The organism is Bifidobacterium sp. LH_230 (assembly GCF_056357555.1).
In genome coordinates this window covers 20,234-44,147 of the sequence record NZ_JBKEWJ010000017.1, presented here as the reverse complement: position 1 = coordinate 44,147, position 23,914 = coordinate 20,234, and the positions used below count along the sequence as shown (strand labels likewise).

Here is a 23,914-nt window from a genome sequence, read left to right as displayed (position 1 = left end):
GGTGGTATGGTTTGAACCAATGGTTTTGAACTTTGAACTTTCCGGGATCGGGGGAGTGACATGGAAAGTTTCTCGACGCGATTGAAGACGGCGATGAGCGCCCGCCATCTCAAACAGGTGGACATCGTCCACGCGGCGCAGCGGGCCGGGGTCAAGCTCGGCAAAAGCCACATCAGCCAGTACGTCGGAGGCAAGACGATGCCGCGGGCCGAGATCCTGAACTTCCTGGCCGAAACGCTGGACGTCGACGAACAATGGCTGCTCGGCCATGACACGTCGGCGGCATCGTCGTCCCACGCCATCGCACCGTCCGCCGCGACACCGACGGTCGCGACGTCGCCATCACAGCCCTCGTCGTCAACCCACGAATCATCAACCATCCTGTTGGAAGAAGGAATCCCCATGCGTCAGTTCCACAAATCCACCAAACTCGACAACGTGTTGTACGACGTGCGCGGTCCGGTCGTCGACGAGGCCGCCCGCATGGAGGAGGCGGGCATGCACGTGTTGAAGCTCAATATCGGCAACCCCGCGCCGTTCGGCTTCCGTACGCCCGACGAGGTCGTCTACGACATGTCCCGGCAGCTGACCGACACCGAAGGCTACTCTGCGTCCAAGGGCCTGTTCTCCGCGCGCAAGGCCATCATGCAGTACGCGCAGCTCAAGAACATCCCCAACGTCGGCATCGAGGACATCTACACCGGCAACGGCGTGAGCGAGCTGATCAACCTGTCCATGTCCGCGCTGCTCGACGACGGCGACGAGGTGCTCGTGCCCAGCCCCGACTACCCGCTGTGGACCGCGTGCGTGAACCTCGCCGGCGGCACCGCCGTGCACTATGTGTGTGACGAGGAATCCGAATGGTATCCGGACATCGACGACATGCGCTCCAAGATCACCGACCGCACGGTCGCGATCGTCCTGATCAATCCGAACAACCCGACCGGCGCGCTCTACCCGCCCGAGGTGCTCCAGAAGATCGTCGACCTCGCCCGCGAGCACCAGCTCATGATCTTCTCCGACGAGATCTACGACCGTCTCGTCATGGACGGCCTCAAGCACGTCTCGATCGCCTCGATGGCGCCCGACCTGTTCTGCGTCACGTTCTCCGGCCTGTCGAAGTCGCATATGATCGCCGGCTACCGCGTCGGCTGGATGGTCCTGAGCGGCAACAAGCGGATCGCCAAGGACTACATCGAAGGATTGAACATGCTCGCCAACATGCGCATCTGCTCGAACGTGCCCGCCCAGTCGATCGTGCAGACCGCGCTCGGCGGCCACCAGTCCGTCAACGACTACATCGTGCCCGGCGGCCGCATCCACGACCAGCGCGACTACATCTACAACGCGCTCAACGCGATCGACGGCGTCACCGCGATCAAGCCGAAGGCCGCGTTCTACATCTTTCCGAAACTCGACGTGAAGAAGTTCAACATCACCGACGACGAGCAGTTCGCGCTCGACCTGCTGCACGACAAGCGCATCCTCATCACGCGCGGCGGTGGCTTCAACTGGCAGGAGCCGGACCATTTCCGCATCGTCTATCTGCCGCGCATCGAAGTGCTCAAGGACGCGGTCGACAAGCTCGCCGACTTCCTGTCGTATTACCACCAGTAGTCCGTGATTTTCTCTCTTGAGAATGATTTTGTCGATCGATTGACCCATTGGAAACAAACGTTTCTGACGGGTCATTTTTATGAGTCGAAAGAGGCTGAAAAGTTCAATTCCGCAATATTCCGCAACAAACTTACGAATTGAGATTTGCTCCGGTTGCTCATGTCGGAGTCTCGGCGGTGAAGTCGTCTTGTATAGAGAGCATGTATATAGAAACTTGTTATCTCTTGTATACGGGTAATGCTGATTACCCTACTGTCCAACTTCCATTATCCCTGCCGAGGTAATGTGTATTACCGTTGCCGTGGTAACATAGGTTATATAAAAAAAGAAGGCCCGAAAGTGCGGGAACACTCTCGAGCCGGATGGAAAACCTACGCGAATAGATCTCCGCTGTCATCCTACCACGAGCAGAGCGGAGGGAAACGGATGGAAGAAATGGGCTACCGTAACATGCAGCTCGTGTGGGAGGCGGCGCGCAATGGCCGGCTCGGCCGTGAAAGCAAGGGCGGGTTGCTGACCGACGATCTTGCCGTCAACATGCTCACCTACATGAGCCAGCACACCTATGACTGGCCTCCGACCGATGACATGAAGTGGAAGAAGATACCCTGCCGCTACTACACGTTGGGGGACAAGCGCATGATCGAGGATATGGGCATGGCCTTGATCGCGTCATTGGATAGTCTTGACGATCCCGAAGTGGCCGAAGCCCTGATGGCGAAACGGTATAACTCCGCGGTCACGAGACTCAAGCGTGCGAGGAAGTTCCTCACGGAACGTGGGCTGGTGAAACAGCTCGAACCGCCGAGCATCACCGGGAAGAAGCGGACGAACGCCGGCTACCTGTTGTTGTTGGGTGATGCTGCTGAGAATGCTGAGGTTGAGGCGTGGGCTAGGAAGTGTTTGGGCTTGTAGAAACAGTTCAAGGCCCCTCACTCTCCCCATGTGAGGGAGGGTGAGGGGCCAGGGCTTAAAACTTTGCCGTGTGGCGGCCGGTGATGATTGACCGTCGCACGGCGGTTTACTCCCGCTTTCCACGGCGGGCCTACCCGAGTGGGTAAGACTAATTATGTCCCGTCATCACAGACGGGTGAGCATGGGGCTGATGGTCGCGTCGATCATGCTGTTGACGACAGCTTCCACGCGAATGTACGCGAGATAGGTGCCGGCTGTCAGGCGAATGGTTCCCGGGCTGGTGGAATCAAGCAGGATGGTCGAGTTCGTGCCGAGCGTTGCGCGTACGCGTGGGTCGGTCGAGTCGGCGGTCAGCGTGTAATCGCCCTCATCCAATGTAATCCACGCGCCGAGCCCGATGATGGCACGTTCGACGGTGCCATGCACTCGCCACGAGCCGTCGGCCGGGTCGAGTGTCAGCCCGTCACGATCCGTCACGGCCGGTTTCTTCCACCACAGGTTCACGGGATCGTCAGCCGTTAGCCCCCCCAATTGCGTCGAGCGTGTCGGGTGGTGTCCATTCGGTTGGCTGGTCGCCGAGTTCCAGTTGGAGGTAGAGGATCGTGTCCACGTCCTTGAGCGTGCTGCCGAGGTTGACGAGCCTGAGACGGTTCACGCCATTGCTGCCGGTGACGCTTACCACGTTGGTGCCGGCCAGAAGACTCAGCCCGTCGCAGGTGACACGGTAACGTCGATTGGTATCGTCCAAGTTGACGTTGCGTGCGGACAGGGTGACGGTGACTCCGGTCGGGATCGGTTCGGGAAGATCCCAGTACACGAATCCCTGCGAGGTGGGAATATCACCCCGTATTCGCAGCGCTCCGTCATCGGTTACCGTGACCGTGTACCCGTCACCCTGATACGGGCCGTAGGCGAGCAGGTTCGCGGATGGAGTCGGTTCGGGCGTCACGCTCCCGGCGCGGAACACGGGTTGCCCGGCCTTGTACAGGCTCACGGGTTTGCCATCAAGCCGCAGGCCGGTGATCTTACGGCCGTTGAGATACACGCTCATGATCCCTCCACGGTGGCGATCAGATCATGCGGCCACAGGATGCTGAGCTGCTGCGCCTCCTGACTGGTGTCGGCGTAGCGTACGCGCAGGATGTCCCCGTCCGCCGCGTTCACCGGGACGAACCCGCGTGCCAGTTGGGGGAGCGTCGCGTAATCCACCGGAGTGTCACTGTCGGGCACTTCCACGAGCATCACATGCTCGCATTTGGTGCCCGGCAGTTCGATCACCCGGTATACGAACGACTCGTCCGTGGGATCAAGCTCGACCTGCGCCATACCCTGTTCGTCCAACGTCACGTCGAACGAGCCGGCGACCACGACCATGTCACCGGTGACCCTGCGAGCCGTCTGCTGGAACCGAACCCGTCCCTGCACGGGCATGGAACCGCCCGGCGCGGGACGGGTGAATGAATGTTGACCAACGTCATGACGGTTCCCCTTCGTTTACTGTCCGACCGGCTTGCCCACGTTGCCGAGGTTCAGCAAAGCGTCCAACCACTTATCGGTCACGCCCACCGAACGGAACGCGGCGTACGCGGTCTGCACGCCGCCCACGACCGCGAACACGCACGTGAGCCACGCCTGTGGGTTGGCGGGGATGCCTGTGGCGAAGCCGACGAGGATACCGGCGACGAGGCTCACGCCGATCGCCACCCAACGGGCGATGCTCCCGCTCATGGCCTCGGTCTTGATGGCCTGCACGAGGAACGGTACGACGAGGACGGTCGCGATGGTAGCTGCTACCTGAATCATAGGGAAATCCTTTCCTAGGAGAGCATCTGGTTGACGCGCGCCTGCACGGCCGCGTAGTTCGCGCCGAGCGCGCGCTTGCGGGCCTCGCCGGTACCGAACTCGCCGCGGATGACGCGACGGGCGAGGTCGTCGATGTTCACGCTCGGCTTGGCGGAACCGCCTGCACCGAGCATCTGGTTGACGCGGTCCTGCACCTTCTGGTAGTTCGCGCCCAACGCGCGTTTGCGCGCGTCGCCCGTACCGAACTCGCCGGCGATGACACGGCGGGCCAGATCATCGATGTTCACCGCGGCCGGCTTCGACTGGGTGGTGGACGATACGCCGAGTTTCTTGTTGACGATCGCCATGACCTTGTCGTAGTTGGAGCCGAGCTTTGCCTTGCGCTGGTCGCCGTTGCCATAGTCGCCGCGGATGACCGCGTCCGCCAACGCGTTCAAATCCACGCTCGTGTTCGGCTTGGCGGCGGGCTTCGACTGTGTGGCCGGCTTGGAGGACGTGGTGCCGGTCATCTTGTCGTACCACTGCTGGGCGCGCTGGATGTACGCGTCCTTCTGCGACCCGTAAATGCTCGCCGGGCACGCGGTGGACGAGAAATGCGAGTGGGGGAACACGTTCACGCCCCACTGCGGGCGTCCCAGCTTGTAGTACTTGCAGACCGCGGCGACCAAATGCGCGCCGTTGTCCAACGTGGCCTCGCTGATCAGCCACGGGCTGGTGCTGACGTCCGCATGCTCGATGCCAATCGACTCGCAGTTCGCATCCCAATTGCCGGCATGCCATGCGGTGTCCGCATCCCACACTAACTGGCCGATACGCCCGTTCGCGTCCACCTGATAGTGCGCGCTGGCTTCACGCGTCTGCCACACGTTGTAACAGCCCGGAATGCTCAGGTTGCCGGCATTGTGGTGCACGACCACGTATTTGATGGCCTTGCCGTTACGGCCCTTAGTGAAATGCTTCGAGAGGATCAGGTCCTCGTCCGCGGTCAAAGTGTTCCAATCCTTCATGATCAATGTCCTTCCGCCCGTTTCCGGGCATGAAAAAAGCCCGGAGACGATGCGTCTTCGGGCTTTGGTTTTTCTGGGTGTATACGGGGTTATTCGACTGTCTGCCGGGTGACGGTTTCGGGTGCGATATCAGGACGAAGCTCGTCCGGCAGACTCGGTTTCGGATGGGAGGCGAGCCAATCCGGCTCGGCGATCTCGCAGAAGTCCTGCAGCCAGTGGAACAAGCGACGCGTGTACGCGGTAGCCTTGAAGTACTTCTCCTGCACCTTCTCCAAATGCCGGATCTGCTCCTCCTGACGGGCAAGCTCCTCGCGCAGCGGGTCGATGACCCGTTCGGTCAGGATGCGCACGGCCTTGTCGGCCGCGTCCGCGGTGATCGAATCCACGTCGGCCTCGTCCTTGCGCCGGTTCGACCATGCGCCCACGAGACCGCCCAGACCGCCGCCTCCGATGAGCGCGAGGATGACCGCGCTCCAGAACTCGGTGCTGCTGAACAATTGCTGAAACGGTGGCATCATTGTCCTTTCAAAACAGAAGAGGGGAAGGCCGTGCGTGGTCTTCCCCTCCGGGTCTGGTTCGTCACTGCTGCGGTTCCGTGTCCTGGCCGCTGCGCCAAGTGACGATCTCGCTCACCTTGGCGAGATCCGCGACGTTGACGTCCCGGGTGAGGCGCGTGTCGAGGTCGGTGAACGTGACCTTGTCCGCGTCCAATCCGGTGAAATCGGCGCGCAGGCTCTTGTTGTAGTCGCACCATGTCTGCATGGTGCCGTCGTCGGAATGGTCGAACACGAGGCCCAGGCGCAGGATCTCGTAGAGGATCGAGCCTTTGACGGGGCGCAGGTCGAGCGGCGTCTCTTCGTTGGTGTCTGCCATGATGGTTTTTCCCCTTTCGTCGGAGTGTGTTATTTCATGAGGATCACGAGCCAGTTGATCCGGATCTTCCGGTTCACGGTCATGCCGCTGGTGCGGATGTTGAGCCCGTCGGGCGTGTAGTCGAGCCCGGTGACTTGGAACGCGTTGGACTTGTAGTCGCCGTTGTACGCGTGGAAGAAGCTGTTGTCGGTCCACCCTCCCCATTGGTCGAGCATGCTTTTCGGGATGAGGTTGATGCTTCCCGATGAGGGTGTGAGCACGGTGCTGCCGGCGTGCATGGCGCGGATGACGGCCTCGCCGGGCATGCTGATCGGGCCTCCGTTGAGACTGATCGGGTTGCCGTTGATCGCTACGCCCTGTTCGGGTGCGGCCTGTCCGATGCCGACCCCGGTGCCGGTGGCGTTGATGTCGAGGATGAACGAGCTGGGGCCGACGCCCACGGTCTTGGCGACGCTCAGGTGCTTGTCGGTCAGGGTCGCGGTGATCGTGTACGAGGATGATCCGTCGATGCCGGACAGGAGTCTCGTGAACGTGCCCGACGTGCCCGAGATCGCGGTCGAGACGGGCGTGCCCGAACCGCCCGTTGACGGCCGCGAGTTTGATCGACTGGCCCGTGTTGCCGGTGTCGGTCTTGGTGTCCACGCTCCATGTGACCGTGACCTTGCAGTACGTGCCGTCGTTCGCCGCCGTCCCGTCCTTGTCGCACCGGAACGCGGTCAGGCTGCCGATCGTGGGGTTCTTCCACGATTGTTTCCATACCGCGTACAGGGTCACGTCCGCGTCGGGCGTGTAGTTCGCGCCCGGCTGGTAGGCGACCCCGCCCGAGGCGCTGGTCGCCCACCCTTGGAACGAGTAGCCGGCGCGTGTGGGACGCGTGGACGACAGGTAGAGTCGTTCCCCGTACCATTTCGTCTGCGCGCCCGGAGCGCCCGTGCCGCCGTTCGCGTTGTACGACACGCGGTGGGAGGGTTTCGCGCCGATCGACAGGGTGCCGTTCGCGTTCGACGAGCCGGCCATGTACCCGGTGACCTTGATGTAGCCGCCCACGCCCACGTTCTGCGCCGTGTGGCCCTTGTTGACCCACACGTCCTTCGTCGCGATGTTCTGCTGCCCGTTCGTGCCGACGTTGATGCCGCCCGACGTGCTCGAGCTCGCGGTCTGCCCGGCCACGCTCGCGCCGAAGCTCGCGTTGATGCCCGACAATTGCCACGTGTTCACGCATTGGAAGTACGTGATCGAACGCACCAAAGCGCGCCCGTTGTCCTGTTGGACGATGGTCGCGGCCACGTGGACGCGCCACGCGCCGCCCACGATGCCGCCGTAGAAATCGGCCACAGGCGTCTCCTTTCCTATACCCTGACGAGCGACAGGTGCCCGTTGCTGCGGGGGATGAACGCGAAGTTGCCGATGCGCAGCGTGCTGTTGACCGTCGCGTTGTTGATGTACATGCGGTCGTTGCCCACGTACGCGACCTCCGAATCGCCGGATATGAACGAGAGCCGGTCGTTGGTCAACTGGACCTTGTTCGTGTTCGCGGACGCGCCCAGTTCGAGCACCGGGTCGCCATCCGCGTCCTGCGACAGGCGCATGTACGATTTGCGGGTCGCGATCTCCGAGGCGAGGCTGTCGGACAGGTTGTCCACGTTCCCGCTCACCCCGTCGATCCTGCTGTCCGCGTCGTCCTGACGGTCGGACACGCTGGTGATGCTGAATGTCAGATCCTGCGCGGTCTGTTTGATCGACGTGGACAGTTCGTCGCGCACCTCGGATAGATCGGTCACGTCCTTGACGCTCAGATCATCGAACGCGACCCAATCGGACGTGTTCGACGCGTACACGGCGAACACCAAGCCAGTCACGTTCGCGCCGACCGTGTACTCGACGCTGATCTGGAGCCATTCGTTCACGGTCGAAGGAAGAACGGTCGTATTCGCGAGCAGCTTGTCGTCCTGATCCCTGATGCACAGTTTCGTGGTCCCGGCCGTGGCTCCGTCAGACAAGCTGTCGCGCATGATCCACCCGGAGAACCGGTAACGGTCGCCTGTCTTGACCGGGATCACACGCCGGCCCGAGCCTCCGGTGGCGTGCAGCGCGTACATGATCGCCATGTTCGCGCTTCCGTCGTGCACGAGGCATGTGGAACCGGTGCGATGTGTGCCTGCGGAGAACCGCCAGCCCGACAAGCCCGGCCATGTCTGGGTCTTGGACTCGAACCCGCCGTCGATGACCAGCTCCGACAATCCGGCCGATACCGTGTCCAGTCGTTTCGTCACGGTCGATGTGACCGACTGCTCCGTCTGGGACAGTTCCGTCTTGGTCGTGTACGTCTTCGATGCGTCCGTCTTCGACAGGTACGTGTTTGACACGGTGGTCTTGAACCCGTTGATGGATTGCTCCAACGCGGTCTTCTTCGCCAACGCGTCCGTCTTCGTCTCGTACGTCTGGCCGACGGTGGTCTTGAATCCTTCGAGGGATTGTTCGGCCTTGCTGACACGGGTGACGGCCGCGTCCGCAGTGGACTGTGCTTTGGCCGTGTCGGTCACGTCCGTGACGGCCACGTCGTCCACGCGCAGATACGAGCCGGACGCCTTGGCGGCGGCGATCCTCACGCACAGGCTCTCCGTTCCGTCCGGGACGGTCAGCCGGTGCGCGACCCTCTGGAACACGTATCCGCCGGTCGTGTTGCCCTGATACGTGGTCGTCCACTTGTACGCGAGCGGCGAGTCGGCGAGACTGAAACCGATCGTGAAGCTGCTCTCGCAGCACACCCACGCGACCGCCTCGTAGGTGCGGCCGGGCGTGACCGTGAACGGTTGCGAGGCGAGCACGGTCACGCCCTCGTAGGATGCGAGATAGCCGATCGCACGGTACCTGCCCGTGTGCAGTACGCCGCCGTTGACCTCCCACTTGCCCTGCGACTGCCAGCCCGTCAGGTCGCCGGCCTCGAAACCGGGATTGGCGAGCGGCTGGTTCGACTGGCTGATCGTGCTTGACAGCCGGTCCGCGGTCTGCTGCAACTGGCTCAACGTGGCCGTATGCCCTTTGACCGTCGAAGCTTGTTCGCTCACGGTGGTCTTCAGCCCGTTGACGGTCTGCTCGACCGTGGTGGCCTTGCTCATCGCGTTCTTCGCGGCGGTCGCGTTCTCCGTGATCTTCGAGGACAGGCTGTTGGCGGTCTGCGTGAGCGATGACTGGGTCGCATAAGTTTTCCCGGCATCCGATTTCGACAGGTACGTGGAGGACACGGTGCTTTTGAACCCGTCGAGGTTCTGCTGCAACGTGGTCTGCTTGGCGGTCGCGTCCTTCTTCGTCTCATAGGTCTGGCTCACGGTGGTCTTGAACCCGTCGAGCGACTGTTCCAGTTTCGATGTGCGTGTGATCGCCTCGTCGGCCGTGTCCTTGGCGGTCTGGGCCGCGGTCACGTCCGTGATCGACACGTCGTCCACGCGCAGGTATTTGCCCGACGCGAGCGTCTTGCCGATGTACACGTGGCAATCCGTGTACGAGCCGGTCGCCTTCACCTGCATGGTGAGGTACGCCCACGCGCCCGCCTTCGCGGGAGCGAGAGTCTTCGTCCCGGCCCATTTCGCCGTGTTGGATTGCAGGCCCAACGCGACCCCCGCGGTGTCGTCGGCCCACACCCAGCACGACACCTCGTATGTGTGGTCGTAGACCACGGTGAAGTTCCGGCTATTGACCCACCCCTGACCCGTGGACGGTCCCGACAGGAGCAGCCTGTACGACCCGGAATGCGGGTTGGCGGTGTTGACCTCCACCTTCGACCATTGGCCTGCGGCCCAGCCGGTCATGTCCCCGGTCTCGAGACCGGGGTTAACGACCATGTTCATGAGCGTGGAGTCCAACAGCTTGTTGGTCTGCGTGATCGTGGATGTCAGGCTTTTCGAGGTCTGCTCCAACTGGCTGATCGAGGAGGCATGCCCCTTGATCGTCGCCGCTTGCTCGCTCACCGTGGTCTTCAATCCGTTCGCGGTGGCTTCGACTGTGGTGGCCTTCGCCAACGCGCTGTCCGCGGTATTGCCGACTTCGGTGACCTGCGCGATGATCGCGTTCTTCGTCTGCGTCAGACTCGACTGGGTCGCATACGTTTTCGACGCGTCCGTCTTCGACAGGTACGTCTGGCCGACGGTGGTCCTGAACCCGTTCAGGTTCTGCTCCAACGTGCTGGCCTTCGACGCCGCGCCGTCCGCGGTCGCCTGCGCCTTGTCGGCCGCCGACTGGGCCTTCGACACGTTCTGGTTGGTCTGCGTGATCGAAGAGGACAGACTGTCGGCCTTCTGCGAGAGCTGGCTGATCGTGGTCGTGTGGCCGCTGATCGTCTTCGCCTGTTCCGATACGGTGCTTTTCAGCCCGCTGACGGATTGCTCCACGGTCGAAGCCTTCGACATGGCGTTGTTGGCGGTGGTCGCCGTCTCGGTGATCTTCGATGTCAGGCTGCTGGCGGTCTGTGTCAGGGACGATTGGGTGGCGTAGGTCTTCGACGCGTCGGTCTTGCTCAGATAGGTCTGGCCGACCGTCGTCTTGAACCCGTTCAGGTTCTGTTCGAGCGAACTGGTCTTCGTGACCGCCGTGTCGGCCGTTTTTTGAGCGTTCGCCGCGTCGGTCACGTCCGTGAGCGACACGTCGTCCACGCGCAGCCAGCCCGAGGTCTCGTTGGACGCGATACGCACGCACACGCCCGTCACCCCGGCGGGGATGGTCATGCGGAACACGCCGCGCACGTACCCCGTGTTGGCCGCGTACGCGGCGGTCTGCCCGTTCACATAGTCGAGTGGCTTGTCCGGCGAGGACAATCCGATCGAGTACGATCTTTCGCAATACACCCATGCGACCGCCTCATACGTGCGGCCCGGCGTGACCGGGACCGCGGACGACGCGATTACCGAGGTAGTGCCTTCTTTCAGCGTGGCAATCGCCCGATACGAGCCGGACCTCACCAAGCCCGCATCGTTGACCGACCACGAGCCGCGCACCGTCCACCCGGTCAGATCGCCCGTCTCGAAGCCGGGATTCTGCACGAGGTTCATGGTGTTCGCCAACGCGAGACCGGTCTTCTCGGACACCTGCGTGATCGTGCTTGACAGCGAGTCGGCCTTCTGTGAGAGCTGGCTGATGGTCTTCGCCTGTCCCGCGATCGTCGTGGCCTGTTCGCTCACCGTGGTCTTCAGCCCGTTCGCGGTCTGCTCCACGGTCGACGCCTTGCTCAACGCGTTCTGGGCGACCGTCGCGGTCTCGCTCACCTTGCTCGTGATCGAATCGCTGGTCTGCTTCAATTCGCTCTTGGTCGCGTACGTGGCCGGGATGCTGGTCTTCAACCCGTCCACGTTCTTCTGCGCCGTGTCCGCGGACGACTGCGCCTTGGCCGCGTCCGCGATCGCCTTCGCGATATCGCTGTCCTTGATCAGCGTCCACGCATAGGTTTTGCCATCCGTGGAACCCCAACGGTACGACATGCCCGACGTGGTGTCGTAGTAGACGTCGCCCGCATGCTGCTTCTTCAACGCGTCGGTCGTCCACGTGCTTGCGGGCGCGTTCGATATGGTCGGTGGTTTCGTGCCGGTCCATGTCTCGATCGCGTTGTCCGCGATGTTCTGCAACGCCGCCAGGGCGCTCTTGGTCGCGTACGTCTTCTCGACTGTGCTGGTGATCGAATCGCTGGTTTGTTTGAGTTCGCTCTTCGACGCGAACGCCTTGTCCGCGTCGGTCTTGCTGTAATAGTTCGTCTCCAACGTGGTGGAGATCTGGTCGGCCTTCTGGATCGCGGTCGAGCTTTGCGTGAGCGCGGACCGCGCGTCCGAATACGCCTTGTCCGCCGTCGTTTTGATCTGCTTGGCGTCCTGCGCGGTCTGCGTGGCGACGCCCAACGCGGAATCGGCGGTCGACTGCGCGTTCGACACCTTCGTGACGAGTTCGCCCAGCTTGGTCGCATGCTGCTCGACCACCGTGTTCGTCACGTCCAACGATTCGGACAGCTTGTCGGACTTGGCGATCGCATCATTAGCGGACGACTGCGCCTTGCCGGCCGCGTCCTTCGCCGACTGGACTCCCGCCTCGGCGTCCTTGCGTGCCTGCTCGGCCTTCGCCGTCGCCGACTGGGCTTCGGCCTTCGCGTCGGCCACGCCGGCCTCGGCGTCCTTGCGTACCTGTTCCGCCTTCGCCGCGGCCTGAGCCGCCTCGTCCTTGGCCTCCTGCACGCCCTTGGCCGCGTCCGACGACACGTTGTCGGCCTTCTTCGCGGCCTCGTCCGCCTTCCTCGCGGCTTCGGCGGCCGTGTCCTTCGCGGACTGCACGCCCGCTTCGGCGTCCTTGCGGACCTGTTCCGCGTCGGCGATGGCCTGATCGGCCTTCTTCGACACGTCGTCCAACCGTTGCTGGGCGTCCTCCATCGGATCGTCCACGTGCACGCTGATCCGGTCCGATTCCACGCTCATGTTGCCCTGCACGTCCACGGCGACGGCCCACACGAGCCAGTCGCCCGTCTCGAGGATGCCGGACGCGAGCGTGCCCGCCGCCTTCAGTCTGCCCAGATGCTTGACGGGATCGGTTCCGAGCTGCAACCGGAATTCGATGTGGTCGAAATCGGCCGGCACGCCCTCCATGAGCGTGCCGTCCCATGCGGCCACCAGCACGCCGTTCCTGCACGACGCAGAGACTCCGGTGGGTTTGGACGGGGGAGTCAGGTCGCCGACGAACTGGATGACGCCGTTCGGCTTGCCGGTATCATCCGTGCCGGCCTGCTGGCCGATGAGCGTGCCGGTGCCGTCCTCGTTCGGTATCCACAGGCTGCCCGCGTTCGCGGTCTGCAACGTGCGGGCCGTACGCAACGCCTCCTGCGCCACCGTCAACGGCAGCAGGTCCGGGTCCGGCACGAGTTCGTAATGCGAAGCCATCCACGCCTCCAAGAATAGAAATCAGGTGATGGGGTCCTCCATCACGTCGAACGTCAGGCTTATCTTCGACGTCTCGTCCCCGCTCATCTGCATGAGCCGGGTCCGGTACACGCCGTCCGGCAGGCCCGGGAACCCGTCGAGCGCGACCTCGACGATCTCGCCCGGCCAGAAGCCGCCGAGCGGGTGCAGGAACGCGCCGGACGAGTCTCGGTCGTCCGCGTCGATCTCGCCCTTCAACTGCATCAGCGGGGTGCGGTTCGCGGCGAGCACGCCCTTCGCGTGGCTTTGGATCAACGCCAGCTTGTCCGTGTCCGCGTCCGAATACGTCATCTCCCTGAGCGGCCACGGATCGTCCGTCTCGCACAGGCTCAGGTCCTCCGCCAGATAGGTGAGCTGCGCCTTGTCCATGCCCGCGCCCGACGAGTACACGCGTTGCACGGGGCCGACATGGTCCACGGTCACGTTCTCCAGGTCGCCGCCATGACGGCGGCAGTACAGGCGGTGCACCTGCTTCTGTCCCAGGTACACGTCGCCGTCGGACGCGGCGGTGAACGCGAGCCGCACATGCTGTGCGTCGGCCATGTAGGGGCGGAACTGCATGTCCGGCCCGCCGATCACGTTCGACAGTTTCTGAAATATGGCCTTGCAGGAAAGGTTCTGCACGTCGAACGCCCGGTACGTGCGCTCATGGGAGCCGGCCTCGCCCCGGTACGTCCAGTCGATCGGCAGCATGCCGCCCGGCTTCATGTCCGTGCACAGGTAGCCGACCTCGCTGGCGATGCCCCGCAGACTCAGCTTCGTGTATTTGATCTCGTCGGTCGAGGTGCCGCCCTTGCCCGCACCGTACCTGCCCTCCCTCACGCAGTACCGGGAGTCGAGCAGGTCGAGCATCGAGTTCAGGGTGAAGCTCGTGTCCAGCCACGAGTCCGTACGCGGCGAGATGGAACCGAACAGGATCGGCATGCCCACGTCCATCGGATCCGTGCTCGTCTTCCACATCAGGCATATCGAACGCTTGTCCTGCGTCAACAGGCTCGCCTTGTCCGCCGCGGTCGCGCCCGGCACGCTCGCCCACGGCAATGTCAGGCCGGAAGCGTCGTATTCGCCCGTGCCCTTGTCCCTCATCGTCGCCAACGTGCTGTCTGACACCGACACCGACCAGCCGAACGCGGGAATATCCACCGGCGCCACCAACTGGCCGGTCATCGTGTCGCAGATAAAGGCGCGCCACGACATCAGTCGGCCACCCCGATGTCCGTGACCGTGATCTGCCGCTGCTTCTTGAACTGGACCGGGTACGTCAGCCACGCCGGGTTGCCGCACGCCCACGCGCTCACCTGATGCGCGCCCGCCGTCACCTCCACGTCGTACGTGATGTACTTGGACTCGCTGTACCGTGTCGATTCGATCTCGTCCAACGGGCCGTCGATCAGCGACGTGTTCGGCGACGGGAAGTCGTTGATGACCTTCCCGTCCAACCGCAGCTGGAGGAAATACGAGCCCATCGCCGCGTTCTTGTCCGACTCGGACGGCACGCCGACCGCGCTGCGCGCCTTCCACTCGATGCGCACCAAGCGTTTCGTCGGCACCGAGAAATCACAGCGCACCATCTCGTGGTACACCATCTTCCCGTTCTTGTCCTTGTCCTCGTTCAACGTGAAGTCCGCCGTGCTCTTCGCGAACCCGATACGCCCCATCGACGCGCCGTACGGCAACGCGTACGACGGCGAACCGTTCGCCGTGGAAGCGCCCGTATTGGACGCGTTCGCGGGCATCAGCCGCGCCGCGATCCTCACGCAGCCCGCCGGCGTCGCCGGCGCGACCGGGGTCACGCCCGGCGTGCCCTGCGCCACCCCGACCACGACATGATTGTCCGCGTCGCCCTGCGTGGGATCGTTCGCTTTGACCCAGACCACGTCGATACGAGGATTCGCGCCACCGGCCGCGACCTGCGGCGTGGTCCCGCCCGGCCAGTACGCCTCCGTGTACCCGTCCGCGTCGCCGCGAGAACACACCGCGACGCCAGCGCCCACGTTGTACGCGAGATCGGAACGCCCCGACACCGCCAGACCGCTCACGACGCCCGTGTTACGGAACCGCGACTGGATGATCTTCCTATGCGTCAACGGGGTCACGCCAGCGCCCGTCTCGTCCGGCGCGATGCCCAAGGCCGTGGTAGCCATAATCTAATCTCCTTTACATGAACGTGTCACGGACCAGGCAATCCACATAACCGGTGCCCGCGCTCTGCAACGACACCGTCAGGCTCCCGCCCGGCCCCACCACGGGAAAACCACGCCGCGACAAGGACCGTGACACGTCCTGACCGCCCAACGTGGCCGTCCCCAAACGGCAATCCAATATGACCGGCACATTGCCGACCATCCGATCCCACCGCAACGAGGAACCGCCCGTGAACTGCAATTCCACGCCATCCGGGAACGACCCGTACACCGTGAACACCGGATACGCGCGCGACGACCCCTCGTTCACCAGAACACCCACGTTGCGCGCGTCCGACGCCGCCACCCCATACGACAGGGGATACGCCAACCCCGCCGCCTTGCTCGCATACGACAAGCCGCCGTTGCCGTCACGCGTCGGCAGCAACTGGAACCGGTGAGGCTCCCACGACAGGCGTTCGGGTCGCGGGCATATGATCGTCAACGTGTCGTCCCACGAGTAATCCGACTCCCATGTGGGGGATACGGTCGTGCTCGCATACCCGTCGCACCACGTGTCGTATCCGCCGTCCACCACGCGCACGCGGACCTGACGGTGCGCGAACCATTGCACCTGCATCAGCAGGTCCAACGCCTCGCGCCTGTCCATCGCCTCGCACCCGTAGTGGATGGTCAACGTGCGGGCCGCGTAGATCGCATCCGATTCCATGACGTCATGCGCCCCGTCGCCCTGACCGCGCTCCGTGAACGACACCTTCAGATCGGGGGTCCCGTACCAGCCCTCAACACCGGAATCGGTCACGTACAGGGACGAACCGGATTGCGGTTCGCCGTTCAACCGGACCGTCCGCCCGCCGGCGGACAGTTCCACGAAACCAGAAAGCCAGCTCACCGGTTCAACCTCCCCGCCAACTGCGCCGCATTCCGATGCAGGATCGACGCGGCCACATACATGTCATCCGCCGGACGGACGATCTTCGTGTCGAAGTTCTGCGTCACATACGTGTCACCGCTCTTACCGGTGCCGTCGGGCAGTTGCACGTTGACCACCGGTTTCACTTCGACGTTCACGCGTTCCGCGGTGCGGGCCATGACGCGGCCGCCCGCGGCGAACGCGCGGCGCTGGTCCTGGAACCCGCTCGTGGACATGGGTACGGGCGTGGTCTTCGGCAGTCGGCCCATCTTGTTCAGATAGTCGAGGAAGCCGGCACCGTACGTGGCGTCGAGTTTCCTCACCGCCGCCGCACGGATCACATGCTCCCCGTTCGACAGCCACGCCGGAATCGAATCGGACGTGCCCGAACCCGGACCGCTGATACGACCACCGGTCGCATACATGGTGCCGATCGGACCGTGATTGCCGACCTTGAACCCGTTCTCCACGTAGTTCGCGACGATGTTGAACCGTTTATCCGGGATGATCATGTCGATCAGCGTCTGTACTACGCCGGATGCAAGGTCTTCCGCCTCCAATTCGGTCCACTTGTCGGGCGGGATCTGTGCGATAGCATTCAACGCCTGTCGTACCGGACTGCCGGTGTGGTCGAGCGCGTACAGCATGGTCGGGTTCTTCTGCTTGACCGAATCGATCAACGACTGCGCCGCCGTGACCTGACCGTCGGTCAGGTTCAGCGCCTTCAACGCTGCCGGCAAACCCTGCTTCACACCGTCGATGTCGAGCTGTGCCGAGTTCACTGCCGGCTGGGTTTCATTTGCCGCCTTGATCGCCGCAGCCGCGGTCTGCTTCACACTATCGATATGGCTCTGTGCCGCTGTGACTCCTGACAATGTCTGGTCGATGGCGTTGAGGAACCAGTCGATCTGCTTGTCGGAAGCTCCCAGATCCTTGAGCTTCTGTTTGACGGCCTCCATCTGATCGGGCGCGTTGCCCTTGGATTGAAGGATGAACTCGATGTCCTTCTGACTCATGCCGAGATTCGCGAGAGACGACTGCACCTCATCCAACGTGAGGTTCGCGTCGCCTTCCGCGTTCACGAACATCGTGATCTGCTTCTGGTCCAAACCGGAACGGTCGAGCTTGTACAGCAGGTCATCGATGCTTTCGGTCGCGGCCAGCGTGTCCGCGGACACGTTCACCCGGTAGGTGCCGTTCGTCAGTTTCTCCGCGCCCAACCGGGACACCGTCTCGAACGTGGTGACGGCCTGCTGGCCGTTCGCGTCCACGGCGATCACCATCGTCCCGTCGTCCAAGCCCTTGAGCAGTTCGTCCTTCTTCGCGGTCACCTGGTCGAATCCGGTGATCGCGCCCTGATCGGCCATGCGCAGCACCGTCTGGTAGACGGCTTCGCCCTTCGTGCCTTCCGGGAACAGTTTCTCGATCTGGCTGATGTACGACAGGAGCGTCGCCTTGGACTGTTCCGCCTGAAGTTCGATCTTGGTCTTGATCTCCGAAGGGGTGCGCAGCAGGGAGTCCGTGTACTGGTGGACGCCGTCGGCGTTGTTGGTCAGCTGGTCGCCGGTCGAGTACAGGTCCTGTTGGAGCTGCTGCTGGCGTTTGCTGACCTCGTCATAGGAGGCTCCGCTGGCGATCATCGTGTCGATCACGTTGTTCGCGCTCGACGCCAATGAGGTCAACGTGTCGGACGCGGTGCGTCCCGCTTCGGTCGTCAGATCGAGTGTGCGAGCGTTGTCGTCCCACACTCGATCGCCGTTCGCGGCGAGCTGCTGCACCTGTTTGATCGTTTCGCCGATCGTGCTCATCGTTCGCCCATACGAGCTGGCCGCGTTCGCCGCGCTGATGCGCGCGTTCTTCTCACGGTCCAACGTGTCGATCATCAACTGGGTCGCGTTGTTGTAGTCGGTGGTCTGTTCGGTCGCGCTCTTGGCCTTCAACGCCATGAACTCGGTCGCGCCTCCACCCTCCATCAGCGTTTTGATGTAGGCTGACGTCCAGCCGTTCTGCTCCGCGGTGGTCTTGATCTGCTCGCGCTGCGACTCGCGCAGCTCCGTCGTGGTGTCTCGCAGCTTGCTCGCGGCCTGCCAGTTGTCGTCCATGTACCTGGTGCCCTTGAACAGGCTGTTCACCCATTTCTGATACTGGTCATCGGTCATGCCGACGGTCTTCGACACCTCGGACATGGACTTGTTGAGCTGTTTGGCGGCGGAGGACGTGTCATCGAACTTGTTCGCCTGCCCGAAGAACTGCTTCCACCAGTTCCATCCCTTTTCCGCATAGTTCTTGTCGGATAATGCTTCTTGGACGGACTGGGAGAAGTTGGATACGGCCTTGCCGGTGTCGTCCACTTCGTACTTCAGGTTCGCCAGACTGTCCGCGACCTTCTGGTTCGCGGCGTCGGTGGCCTGCGCCTTCGTGCTGTAGTCGGACCATGCCACGGCGGCAACACCCACGGCGGCGGCCAATCCGACCGTGACCGGGTTGATGCCGGCCAGCATCGAGGTGACGCCGCTGCCCGCGAGTTTGAGCTTGTCCATCTTGGTGACGGCCTTGCCGGCCGAACCGGTGATCTTCTCTCCGGCCTTGACTGCCTCGCCGCCAGCGCCGGTAGCTCCGGTTTGGACCGCGGCCCACGTGGCGGCGACGTCCAGCAGACTGGGTTTCACCCCGCCGCTCATGGTCACGCCCAGCTCGTTCATCTGCTTCGCCCACTGCGCGGTACGCAGCGTGTTCTCCAGCATGCCGACCTTGAACGTGTCGAACAGTTCCATGCCGGCCTTGCCGAACGTCATGTACAAGCCGATCGCCGCCTGCACCGGCTGGGGCAATGCGGAGAACGCCTTCGCCGTGGCTTCCGCTCCCTTGGCTACCGCTTCGATCAACGGTGCCGTCGCCTTCAGGGTGGCGGCGAACGTGCCGCCGAACGTGCGCGACAACTGGCCCACCATCGAAGCGAGGCTCGAGAACGCGGGGGCCGCGTCGCCGATCGCATCCAACGCGGTCTTCATGCCGTCGCGGACACCGGACGACAGGTCGGCGATGCCGGTCTTCGACCCGCGCAGCAGACGGCTCAGATTGGACGACATGGACGCCATGATCGAACCGGCGTCACGCAGCACGTTCGCCATCGTGTCCTTGAGATCGTAGGCGGCGTTGCCGATGTCGCTGAACGCGTCGCGCATCGTGTGCTGCGCGTCCTGCGCTCCCTCGCCCCACGCCTTCAGGACCTCTTGGAACCGGTACGAGTTGACCGCCCTGTCCGCCGAGGCCAACGCTTCGGAGAACCCTTGGATGCCGTTCTCGCTCTTCGCCAGCCCGTTATAGAGACCGGACATGATGCCCATCAGGCTTTTGACGGAGTCCTTCAAGTATCCGCCCTGTTCGACCGCCTCGGCCATCGCGAGACTGATCTGGCCCGTGTTCTTCGCCTGATCCACCCACTTGGCGGTGTTCTTCGCCACGTCGCTCAAGTAGGATGCGGCGCGGGGAAGATACTCGCTGGTAGCGTCGCCCAAGCCGAGGAACGATCTGACGAGATCCTGCAAGCCGGGGGTGAGCTTGTTGATCGCCTCCTGCGACTTGTCGAAGATGCGGGGCAGTTCGTCCGCCGCATACGATTGGCGCACCACGTCCGCGAGTTTTTCGACCACCTGTCCTTCCGCGTCCGCGATGCCGGTGATCCCGGGGATGAGTTTGCCGCTCACGTCGTCCATCAGACTGCGGATCGCGGGCTTCGCCTTCGCGTAGAACGCGTTGTCCATCGCGTCGCCCAAACCCGAGAGCTTGGTCGTGGCGATGTCGATCTGGTCGCTGAACGTCGCGCCCTTGTCGCCCCACGCATGCTTCAACACGGTGAACGCGGCACCAAGGCCGACGATCGCGCCCGGAGCGGCCATCGCCGCCTTCGACATGCTGACAAGGCTCGCGCCCACGCCAAGAGCGCTGCGCGACAGGTTGACCGCGCCCGCGCTGACCGCGCCCAACGCGCCCTCGAACACGGCGAGCTTCGGCACGACCGTGTCCAGCTCGTCGAACAGGTTCACCAGTTTCTCGAACTGGTTCTCCACTCCCTTCAAACCGGTGGAACCGTACAGCATGCCGTTCAGGATCTTGCCGGCCTGCGTCGTGTTCAGGCGGGCGAAGATCTCCACCGAACGCGGACGGGTGAACGCGAGCATGTGCGCCCGAGCACCCGCCGTCTTCAGATCGAGGTCGGCTTCGATCTTGTCGTGCGACTCCTGATACTTCTTGAACTTCTCCTCGGCGTGCTTGACGGAGAGATCAAGGTCCGCTTCCAATTCCCATTGGCGGTCGGGGTTGGCTTTGATCTGTCGGGCGATCTCGCGCATGCGCGCGATGATCTTCTCCTGATCGACCTGCCAGTCGACCGGAATGTCCAAGCGTTGAGTGCGGAGGCGACGCAGCCGTTCCTCGAGCTGGTCGGCCTGATCGTCCCACACCTTGACGCGAACGTCGATGTCATGCTGTTCTTCGAGCTTGCGACGCAGACGGTCGGCCTTGACGAGCACCTGCTCGTAGGAACGATCCCAGTCGCCCTTGTCCATACGAAGCTTTGCTTCGATCGGGTTGCGTCGGGCGAAATCACGCAGCGCCTTGATCTGCCTCAACGTCTGATTGAGCTGTCTGCCGATCTGGTAGAACTCGTTGCTCGAACCCAATCCGAGCGGCTTCATGTCGCCCAACGCCTTGGAAAGCTTGCGGACCTCCTTCTCCTGCTCGTCGAACAGGCCGGTCAGTTCCTTGGCCTCGCGCTGGTTGCGGGCCATCGCGGACTGGCCGAGCACCAGATTGTCGTGCAATGCGGCCGCGTTGATCGACGTGCCCCGCAATGCCTTCGACAACTGCTGTTCGGCCGTGCTCAGCTTGGGAAGGGCAGCCGTCTGTCGTTTCGCGACACGGGTGGCCTGGTCCATGAGTTCGTACTGGCGTGACAATCCGGCGACCATGCGCTTGTTGGACTGGATGAAATCGTCCTTCAACGCCTCCAAGCGGGGCATGGTCGCCTTGTACGTGTCGATCGCCTCGACGGACTCCTGCCATTTGCGGTTCGTCTCCGCCAACTGTTCCGAGAGTTTCGCCTGAGCCGTCTCGTAGCGTTTGTCGAACAGCGAGTCCAACGCCTTCTGGTTGCGGTTGATGTCCTTGGTGAGGTCCCGCAGCTGCGCGCGCACGTGCTTCAACGCGGCCTGCGCCTCGGGCAGTCCCTTGAGCCGGTACCAGTCGTAGGTTTCGGTGTCCTTGGCCTTGCGGGCCTCGTCTCGGGCCTTACGGTACTGGCGGATCTTCTCGACCAGATTGTCGACGCGCTGCGAATAGTCCGCGAACCGGTCGCGCTGCTGTTTGAGCTCTTCGGTGAACGCCTCGTACTGCGCCTGTTCATCGGCCTTGAGCTTGCGGCTCTTCGCGGCCAGTTCCTCGGATTGGGCGTAGTACTTGTTGCGTTCCCGGCGCAACCGGTCGAGGTTATCGAGCATCGACTGGGTTGCGCTCGTGTCCGACTGCTTCGCCAACGCGTTGAGCCGGCCGGTTTCGGAACGCAGCGAGGCGAACGTCTTTTCGGCCTGCGACGGATCGATCTCGTAACGGGTGGTGATCGGACGCGACTCCCACTGTTTGCGCGCCTGCTCGTATTCGCGGCCGATCCGGCGTAAGCCGTTCGCGTCGCCCTCGAACCGTACGGTCTGGGTGAGCGACTGGCCTTGGACGCGCGCCTGCGTGGCGCGCAACGCGGTCGTGTCGGCCTTGACTTTGACTTCGAGTTCGGTGAGCCGTTCGATACGGTCGAGATAATGCCGCAGTTCGGAGTAGAAGCCGGTCGTGTCCGGTGTGACGCGGACCTCTACGCGGGAGCCTTCGATCGAAGTCATGCGAATCTCTTTTCTGTTATGAACCCATCCACGCCTTCATCGACTCGTAGGTCGCTTCCTCCGGTTCGACGGGCAATCCGGGCGGCTGGTAGAAAACGGGGCTGACGATCGGCTTGCCGTTCCTGTCGCGGACGAACGTCTGCACGAGCAGCGTGAGCTGGGTGAGCATATGGTTGAGGAGCATCGTGTCCTGCGAATACGCGTGGTAGGAAAGCCTCGGCTGATCATCCCCATCCGTTTGGGGTGCCGGCTCGTGTGCGAGCTGCCATTCGCGGTACAGGCTCTGGTCGTAGCCGGACAATCCGGCCAACAATCGGGTCAGCCAGTCGACCCCGTGGATGCGCAGCGCGAGCACGGGGTCGGTGATCTTCACGTGGTAGAAGCGTTGGAAGTCACAGGTCAGTTCGACCGGGCACTGGTCGAACCGGCTGCGGAACGCTTCGATTTTCCCAAGCTGTCCGCGTATCGCGCGTACAGGGCGGTGTAGGCGGCGAACAGGTCCTCGACGGTGCGGCCCTGCGACCATGCGTCGTAGTCCTTGCCGTTCAACGCGATCGAGGAGAAGAACCAGTCGGCGCTGGCGATGATGGCGCGGATCGCGAGCATCCTGTCGGTCGGCGTCTTCTTCTGATCCGACATGATCTGCGCCTGTTCGCCGACCGTGGCGGACAGCACGCCGAAGTCGGCGGACTGCAATGCGGTGAAGTCCTCGGCGCGCACGAACTGGGGCGCGTCCTCGAGGATGTCGGTCTGGACGGTGGTTTCCTCTGCCATGATGAATGCCTTTCAAAGAATCGGAGAGCCTTTTTCGAAGAAGAGCAAAAGAACGCTCCCCTCGCGGGAAAGGCATCGGAAAACCTGCGAGGGGAGCGGGAATGGAGAACGTCAGGCCCCGGCCGGGGCGGTGACGGTGATCGTCAGCGGGGGAGTGATCACGCCCGACAGCGTGGCGGTCACGTCGGCCTTGCCGGCCTTGACGCCGTGCGCGGTACCGTCCGTGACGGTCAGGACCTGCGTGTTGGACGACGCCCACGTGGCCGCGGTGGTGACGGGCAGCTTCGACCCTCCGGCCGTGACGGGCTGGACGGCGAGCTTCAGATCTTTGCCGGCCTCGACTGTGGCCGGCGGCTCTCCGCCATTCGTGGAACGAATGGCTGCGGAGCCTACTTGAAATCCTCCGGGCTGAACAGCTGGAACATGCCGGTCTCGCCGTTCGGCCCCTTCGGGAACACGTCGGACGACTTGAACGTCGCGTTGTAGGAGAACTCGATGAACTCGTCGCCGGACACGTTCAGGTTGTCGAACACCTGGTCCGCTTCCGGCACGTACACGGCGAACGACAGCTTGTCGGCCGAGTCGTAGCAGAGGATCAGCATCGCCTTGTGCTGGGTAGTCGGCGTGGACGGGACGACCACGCCCTTGCCGTTCGCGCCGGCCCAGCCGCCGGTCGTGTCCTGAAGGCTCTTCTTGTCGGCCTGCACGCTGGTGATCGCCACGCTCCACGTGGTCGCCGCGGTCACGGTCTTGACGCCGTCGACCAGCCATGTGCTCAGGTTCGTGGTTTCGCCGCCGTCCTTGTTGAACGTGGGCTTACTGCCGTTCGCGGAATGGCCGGTGTTCGACCAGACCGGCGCATTCGCGCCCGTACCGGCCGGCACGCTGTCCGCCATCAGCAGGAACGCGCTCAGATCCGCCGGAAGCGCGGTCTTCGCCGGCGCGGTGAACACCGTGCCTCGCGTGGCCTGCATGAGGCCCGCATTGTTGATAGCCATAACAGACTCCTTAACTGTTGTGTTTCGGGTAT

Annotated in this window: 19 protein-coding genes and 1 pseudogene; 3 read left to right on the top strand and 17 right to left on the bottom strand. The window is 63.1% G+C overall.

The genetic code is table 11. From position 1 onward, the window contains the following. Positions 1–60: 60 nt before the first annotated feature. Together AC1A0G_RS08780 and AC1A0G_RS08775 are read left to right on the top strand one after the other, a co-directional pair. The gene (locus AC1A0G_RS08780) at positions 61–1,617 is read left to right on the top strand and encodes an aminotransferase class I/II-fold pyridoxal phosphate-dependent enzyme (RefSeq protein ID WP_476528991.1); all 1,557 of its coding nucleotides are present in this window, start codon (positions 61–63) and stop codon (positions 1,615–1,617) included. Positions 1,618–2,052: 435 nt separating this feature from the next. Beyond that, complete coding sequence (locus tag AC1A0G_RS08775; RefSeq protein WP_476528990.1) at positions 2,053–2,532, top strand: hypothetical protein; 480 nt, start codon at positions 2,053–2,055, stop codon at positions 2,530–2,532. 165 nt (positions 2,533–2,697) lie between these two features. On the opposite strand, the gene AC1A0G_RS08770 is transcribed toward AC1A0G_RS08775, so the two are convergent. From AC1A0G_RS08770 to AC1A0G_RS08730, 9 genes and pseudogenes are all read right to left on the bottom strand, one after another. Then, a complete protein-coding gene (locus AC1A0G_RS08770; protein WP_476528988.1) occupies positions 2,698–3,009 on the bottom strand; it encodes a hypothetical protein in 312 nt (103 codons plus the stop codon). Between the two features lie 34 nt (positions 3,010–3,043). Then, on the bottom strand, positions 3,044–3,583 hold the full coding sequence (locus tag AC1A0G_RS08765) for a hypothetical protein (protein ID WP_476528986.1): 540 nt from the start codon (positions 3,581–3,583) through the stop codon (positions 3,044–3,046). Further along, positions 3,580–3,963 (bottom strand): hypothetical protein, encoded by a 384-nt coding sequence (locus tag AC1A0G_RS08760; protein ID WP_476528984.1) that lies wholly within the window; start codon positions 3,961–3,963, stop codon positions 3,580–3,582. The genes AC1A0G_RS08765 and AC1A0G_RS08760 overlap by 4 nt, the downstream gene beginning before the upstream one ends. 63 nt (positions 3,964–4,026) lie before the next feature. Beyond that, positions 4,027–4,335 carry a hypothetical protein gene (locus AC1A0G_RS08755; protein ID WP_476528982.1) on the bottom strand — a complete coding sequence of 103 codons (309 nt, stop codon included), beginning with the start codon at positions 4,333–4,335 and terminating at the stop codon, positions 4,027–4,029. A gap of 14 nt (positions 4,336–4,349) precedes the next feature. Further along, positions 4,350–5,342 carry an N-acetylmuramoyl-L-alanine amidase gene (locus AC1A0G_RS08750; protein ID WP_476528980.1) on the bottom strand — a complete coding sequence of 331 codons (993 nt, stop codon included), beginning with the start codon at positions 5,340–5,342 and terminating at the stop codon, positions 4,350–4,352. An 89-nt stretch (positions 5,343–5,431) separates the two neighbouring features. After that, positions 5,432–5,857, bottom strand: a complete 426-nt coding sequence (locus tag AC1A0G_RS08745) for a PRTRC system protein E (RefSeq protein ID WP_476528978.1) — start codon at positions 5,855–5,857, stop codon at positions 5,432–5,434. A gap of 64 nt (positions 5,858–5,921) precedes the next feature. Next, positions 5,922–6,215: a hypothetical protein gene (locus AC1A0G_RS08740; protein WP_476529048.1), complete on the bottom strand. Its 294-nt coding sequence runs from the start codon at positions 6,213–6,215 to the stop codon at positions 5,922–5,924. 29 nt (positions 6,216–6,244) lie between these two features. Further along, positions 6,245–6,655, bottom strand: a complete 411-nt coding sequence (locus tag AC1A0G_RS08735; protein ID WP_476529046.1) for a hypothetical protein — start codon at positions 6,653–6,655, stop codon at positions 6,245–6,247. A 319-nt stretch (positions 6,656–6,974) separates the two neighbouring features. Beyond that, positions 6,975–7,232: pseudogene (locus AC1A0G_RS08730) on the bottom strand (InlB B-repeat-containing protein); the annotation flags it as partial. Between the two features lie 58 nt (positions 7,233–7,290). Here AC1A0G_RS08730 and AC1A0G_RS08725 point away from each other — a divergent pair. Beyond that, complete coding sequence (locus AC1A0G_RS08725) at positions 7,291–7,539, top strand: hypothetical protein (protein WP_476529044.1); 249 nt, start codon at positions 7,291–7,293, stop codon at positions 7,537–7,539. 25 nt (positions 7,540–7,564) lie between these two features. Here the strand turns inward: AC1A0G_RS08725 and AC1A0G_RS08720 are convergent, their stop codons facing one another. The 8 genes from AC1A0G_RS08720 to AC1A0G_RS08685 form a co-directional block, all read right to left on the bottom strand. Next, complete coding sequence (locus AC1A0G_RS08720) at positions 7,565–13,123, bottom strand: carbohydrate binding domain-containing protein (protein ID WP_476528976.1); 5,559 nt, start codon at positions 13,121–13,123, stop codon at positions 7,565–7,567. 21 nt (positions 13,124–13,144) lie between these two features. Then, positions 13,145–14,359 (bottom strand): hypothetical protein, encoded by a 1,215-nt coding sequence (locus AC1A0G_RS08715; protein ID WP_476528975.1) that lies wholly within the window; start codon positions 14,357–14,359, stop codon positions 13,145–13,147. Continuing rightward, positions 14,359–15,306 carry a hypothetical protein gene (locus tag AC1A0G_RS08710; protein WP_476528974.1) on the bottom strand — a complete coding sequence of 316 codons (948 nt, stop codon included), beginning with the start codon at positions 15,304–15,306 and terminating at the stop codon, positions 14,359–14,361. Before AC1A0G_RS08710 ends, AC1A0G_RS08715 begins: the two co-directional genes overlap by 1 nt. A gap of 13 nt (positions 15,307–15,319) precedes the next feature. Beyond that, positions 15,320–16,198 (bottom strand): hypothetical protein, encoded by an 879-nt coding sequence (locus AC1A0G_RS08705; RefSeq protein WP_476528972.1) that lies wholly within the window; start codon positions 16,196–16,198, stop codon positions 15,320–15,322. After that, positions 16,195–22,110: a hypothetical protein gene (locus AC1A0G_RS08700; protein ID WP_476528971.1), complete on the bottom strand. Its 5,916-nt coding sequence runs from the start codon at positions 22,108–22,110 to the stop codon at positions 16,195–16,197. The genes AC1A0G_RS08705 and AC1A0G_RS08700 overlap by 4 nt, the downstream gene beginning before the upstream one ends. Before the next feature lie 16 nt (positions 22,111–22,126). After that, positions 22,127–22,483 (bottom strand): hypothetical protein, encoded by a 357-nt coding sequence (locus AC1A0G_RS08695; protein ID WP_476528969.1) that lies wholly within the window; start codon positions 22,481–22,483, stop codon positions 22,127–22,129. A gap of 26 nt (positions 22,484–22,509) precedes the next feature. Then, entirely contained in the window at positions 22,510–22,884 is a 375-nt protein-coding gene (locus tag AC1A0G_RS08690) for a hypothetical protein (protein ID WP_476528967.1), read from the bottom strand. Between the two features lie 389 nt (positions 22,885–23,273). Continuing rightward, complete coding sequence (locus AC1A0G_RS08685; RefSeq protein ID WP_476528965.1) at positions 23,274–23,882, bottom strand: phage tail tube protein; 609 nt, start codon at positions 23,880–23,882, stop codon at positions 23,274–23,276. Positions 23,883–23,914: the final 32 nt, after the last annotated feature.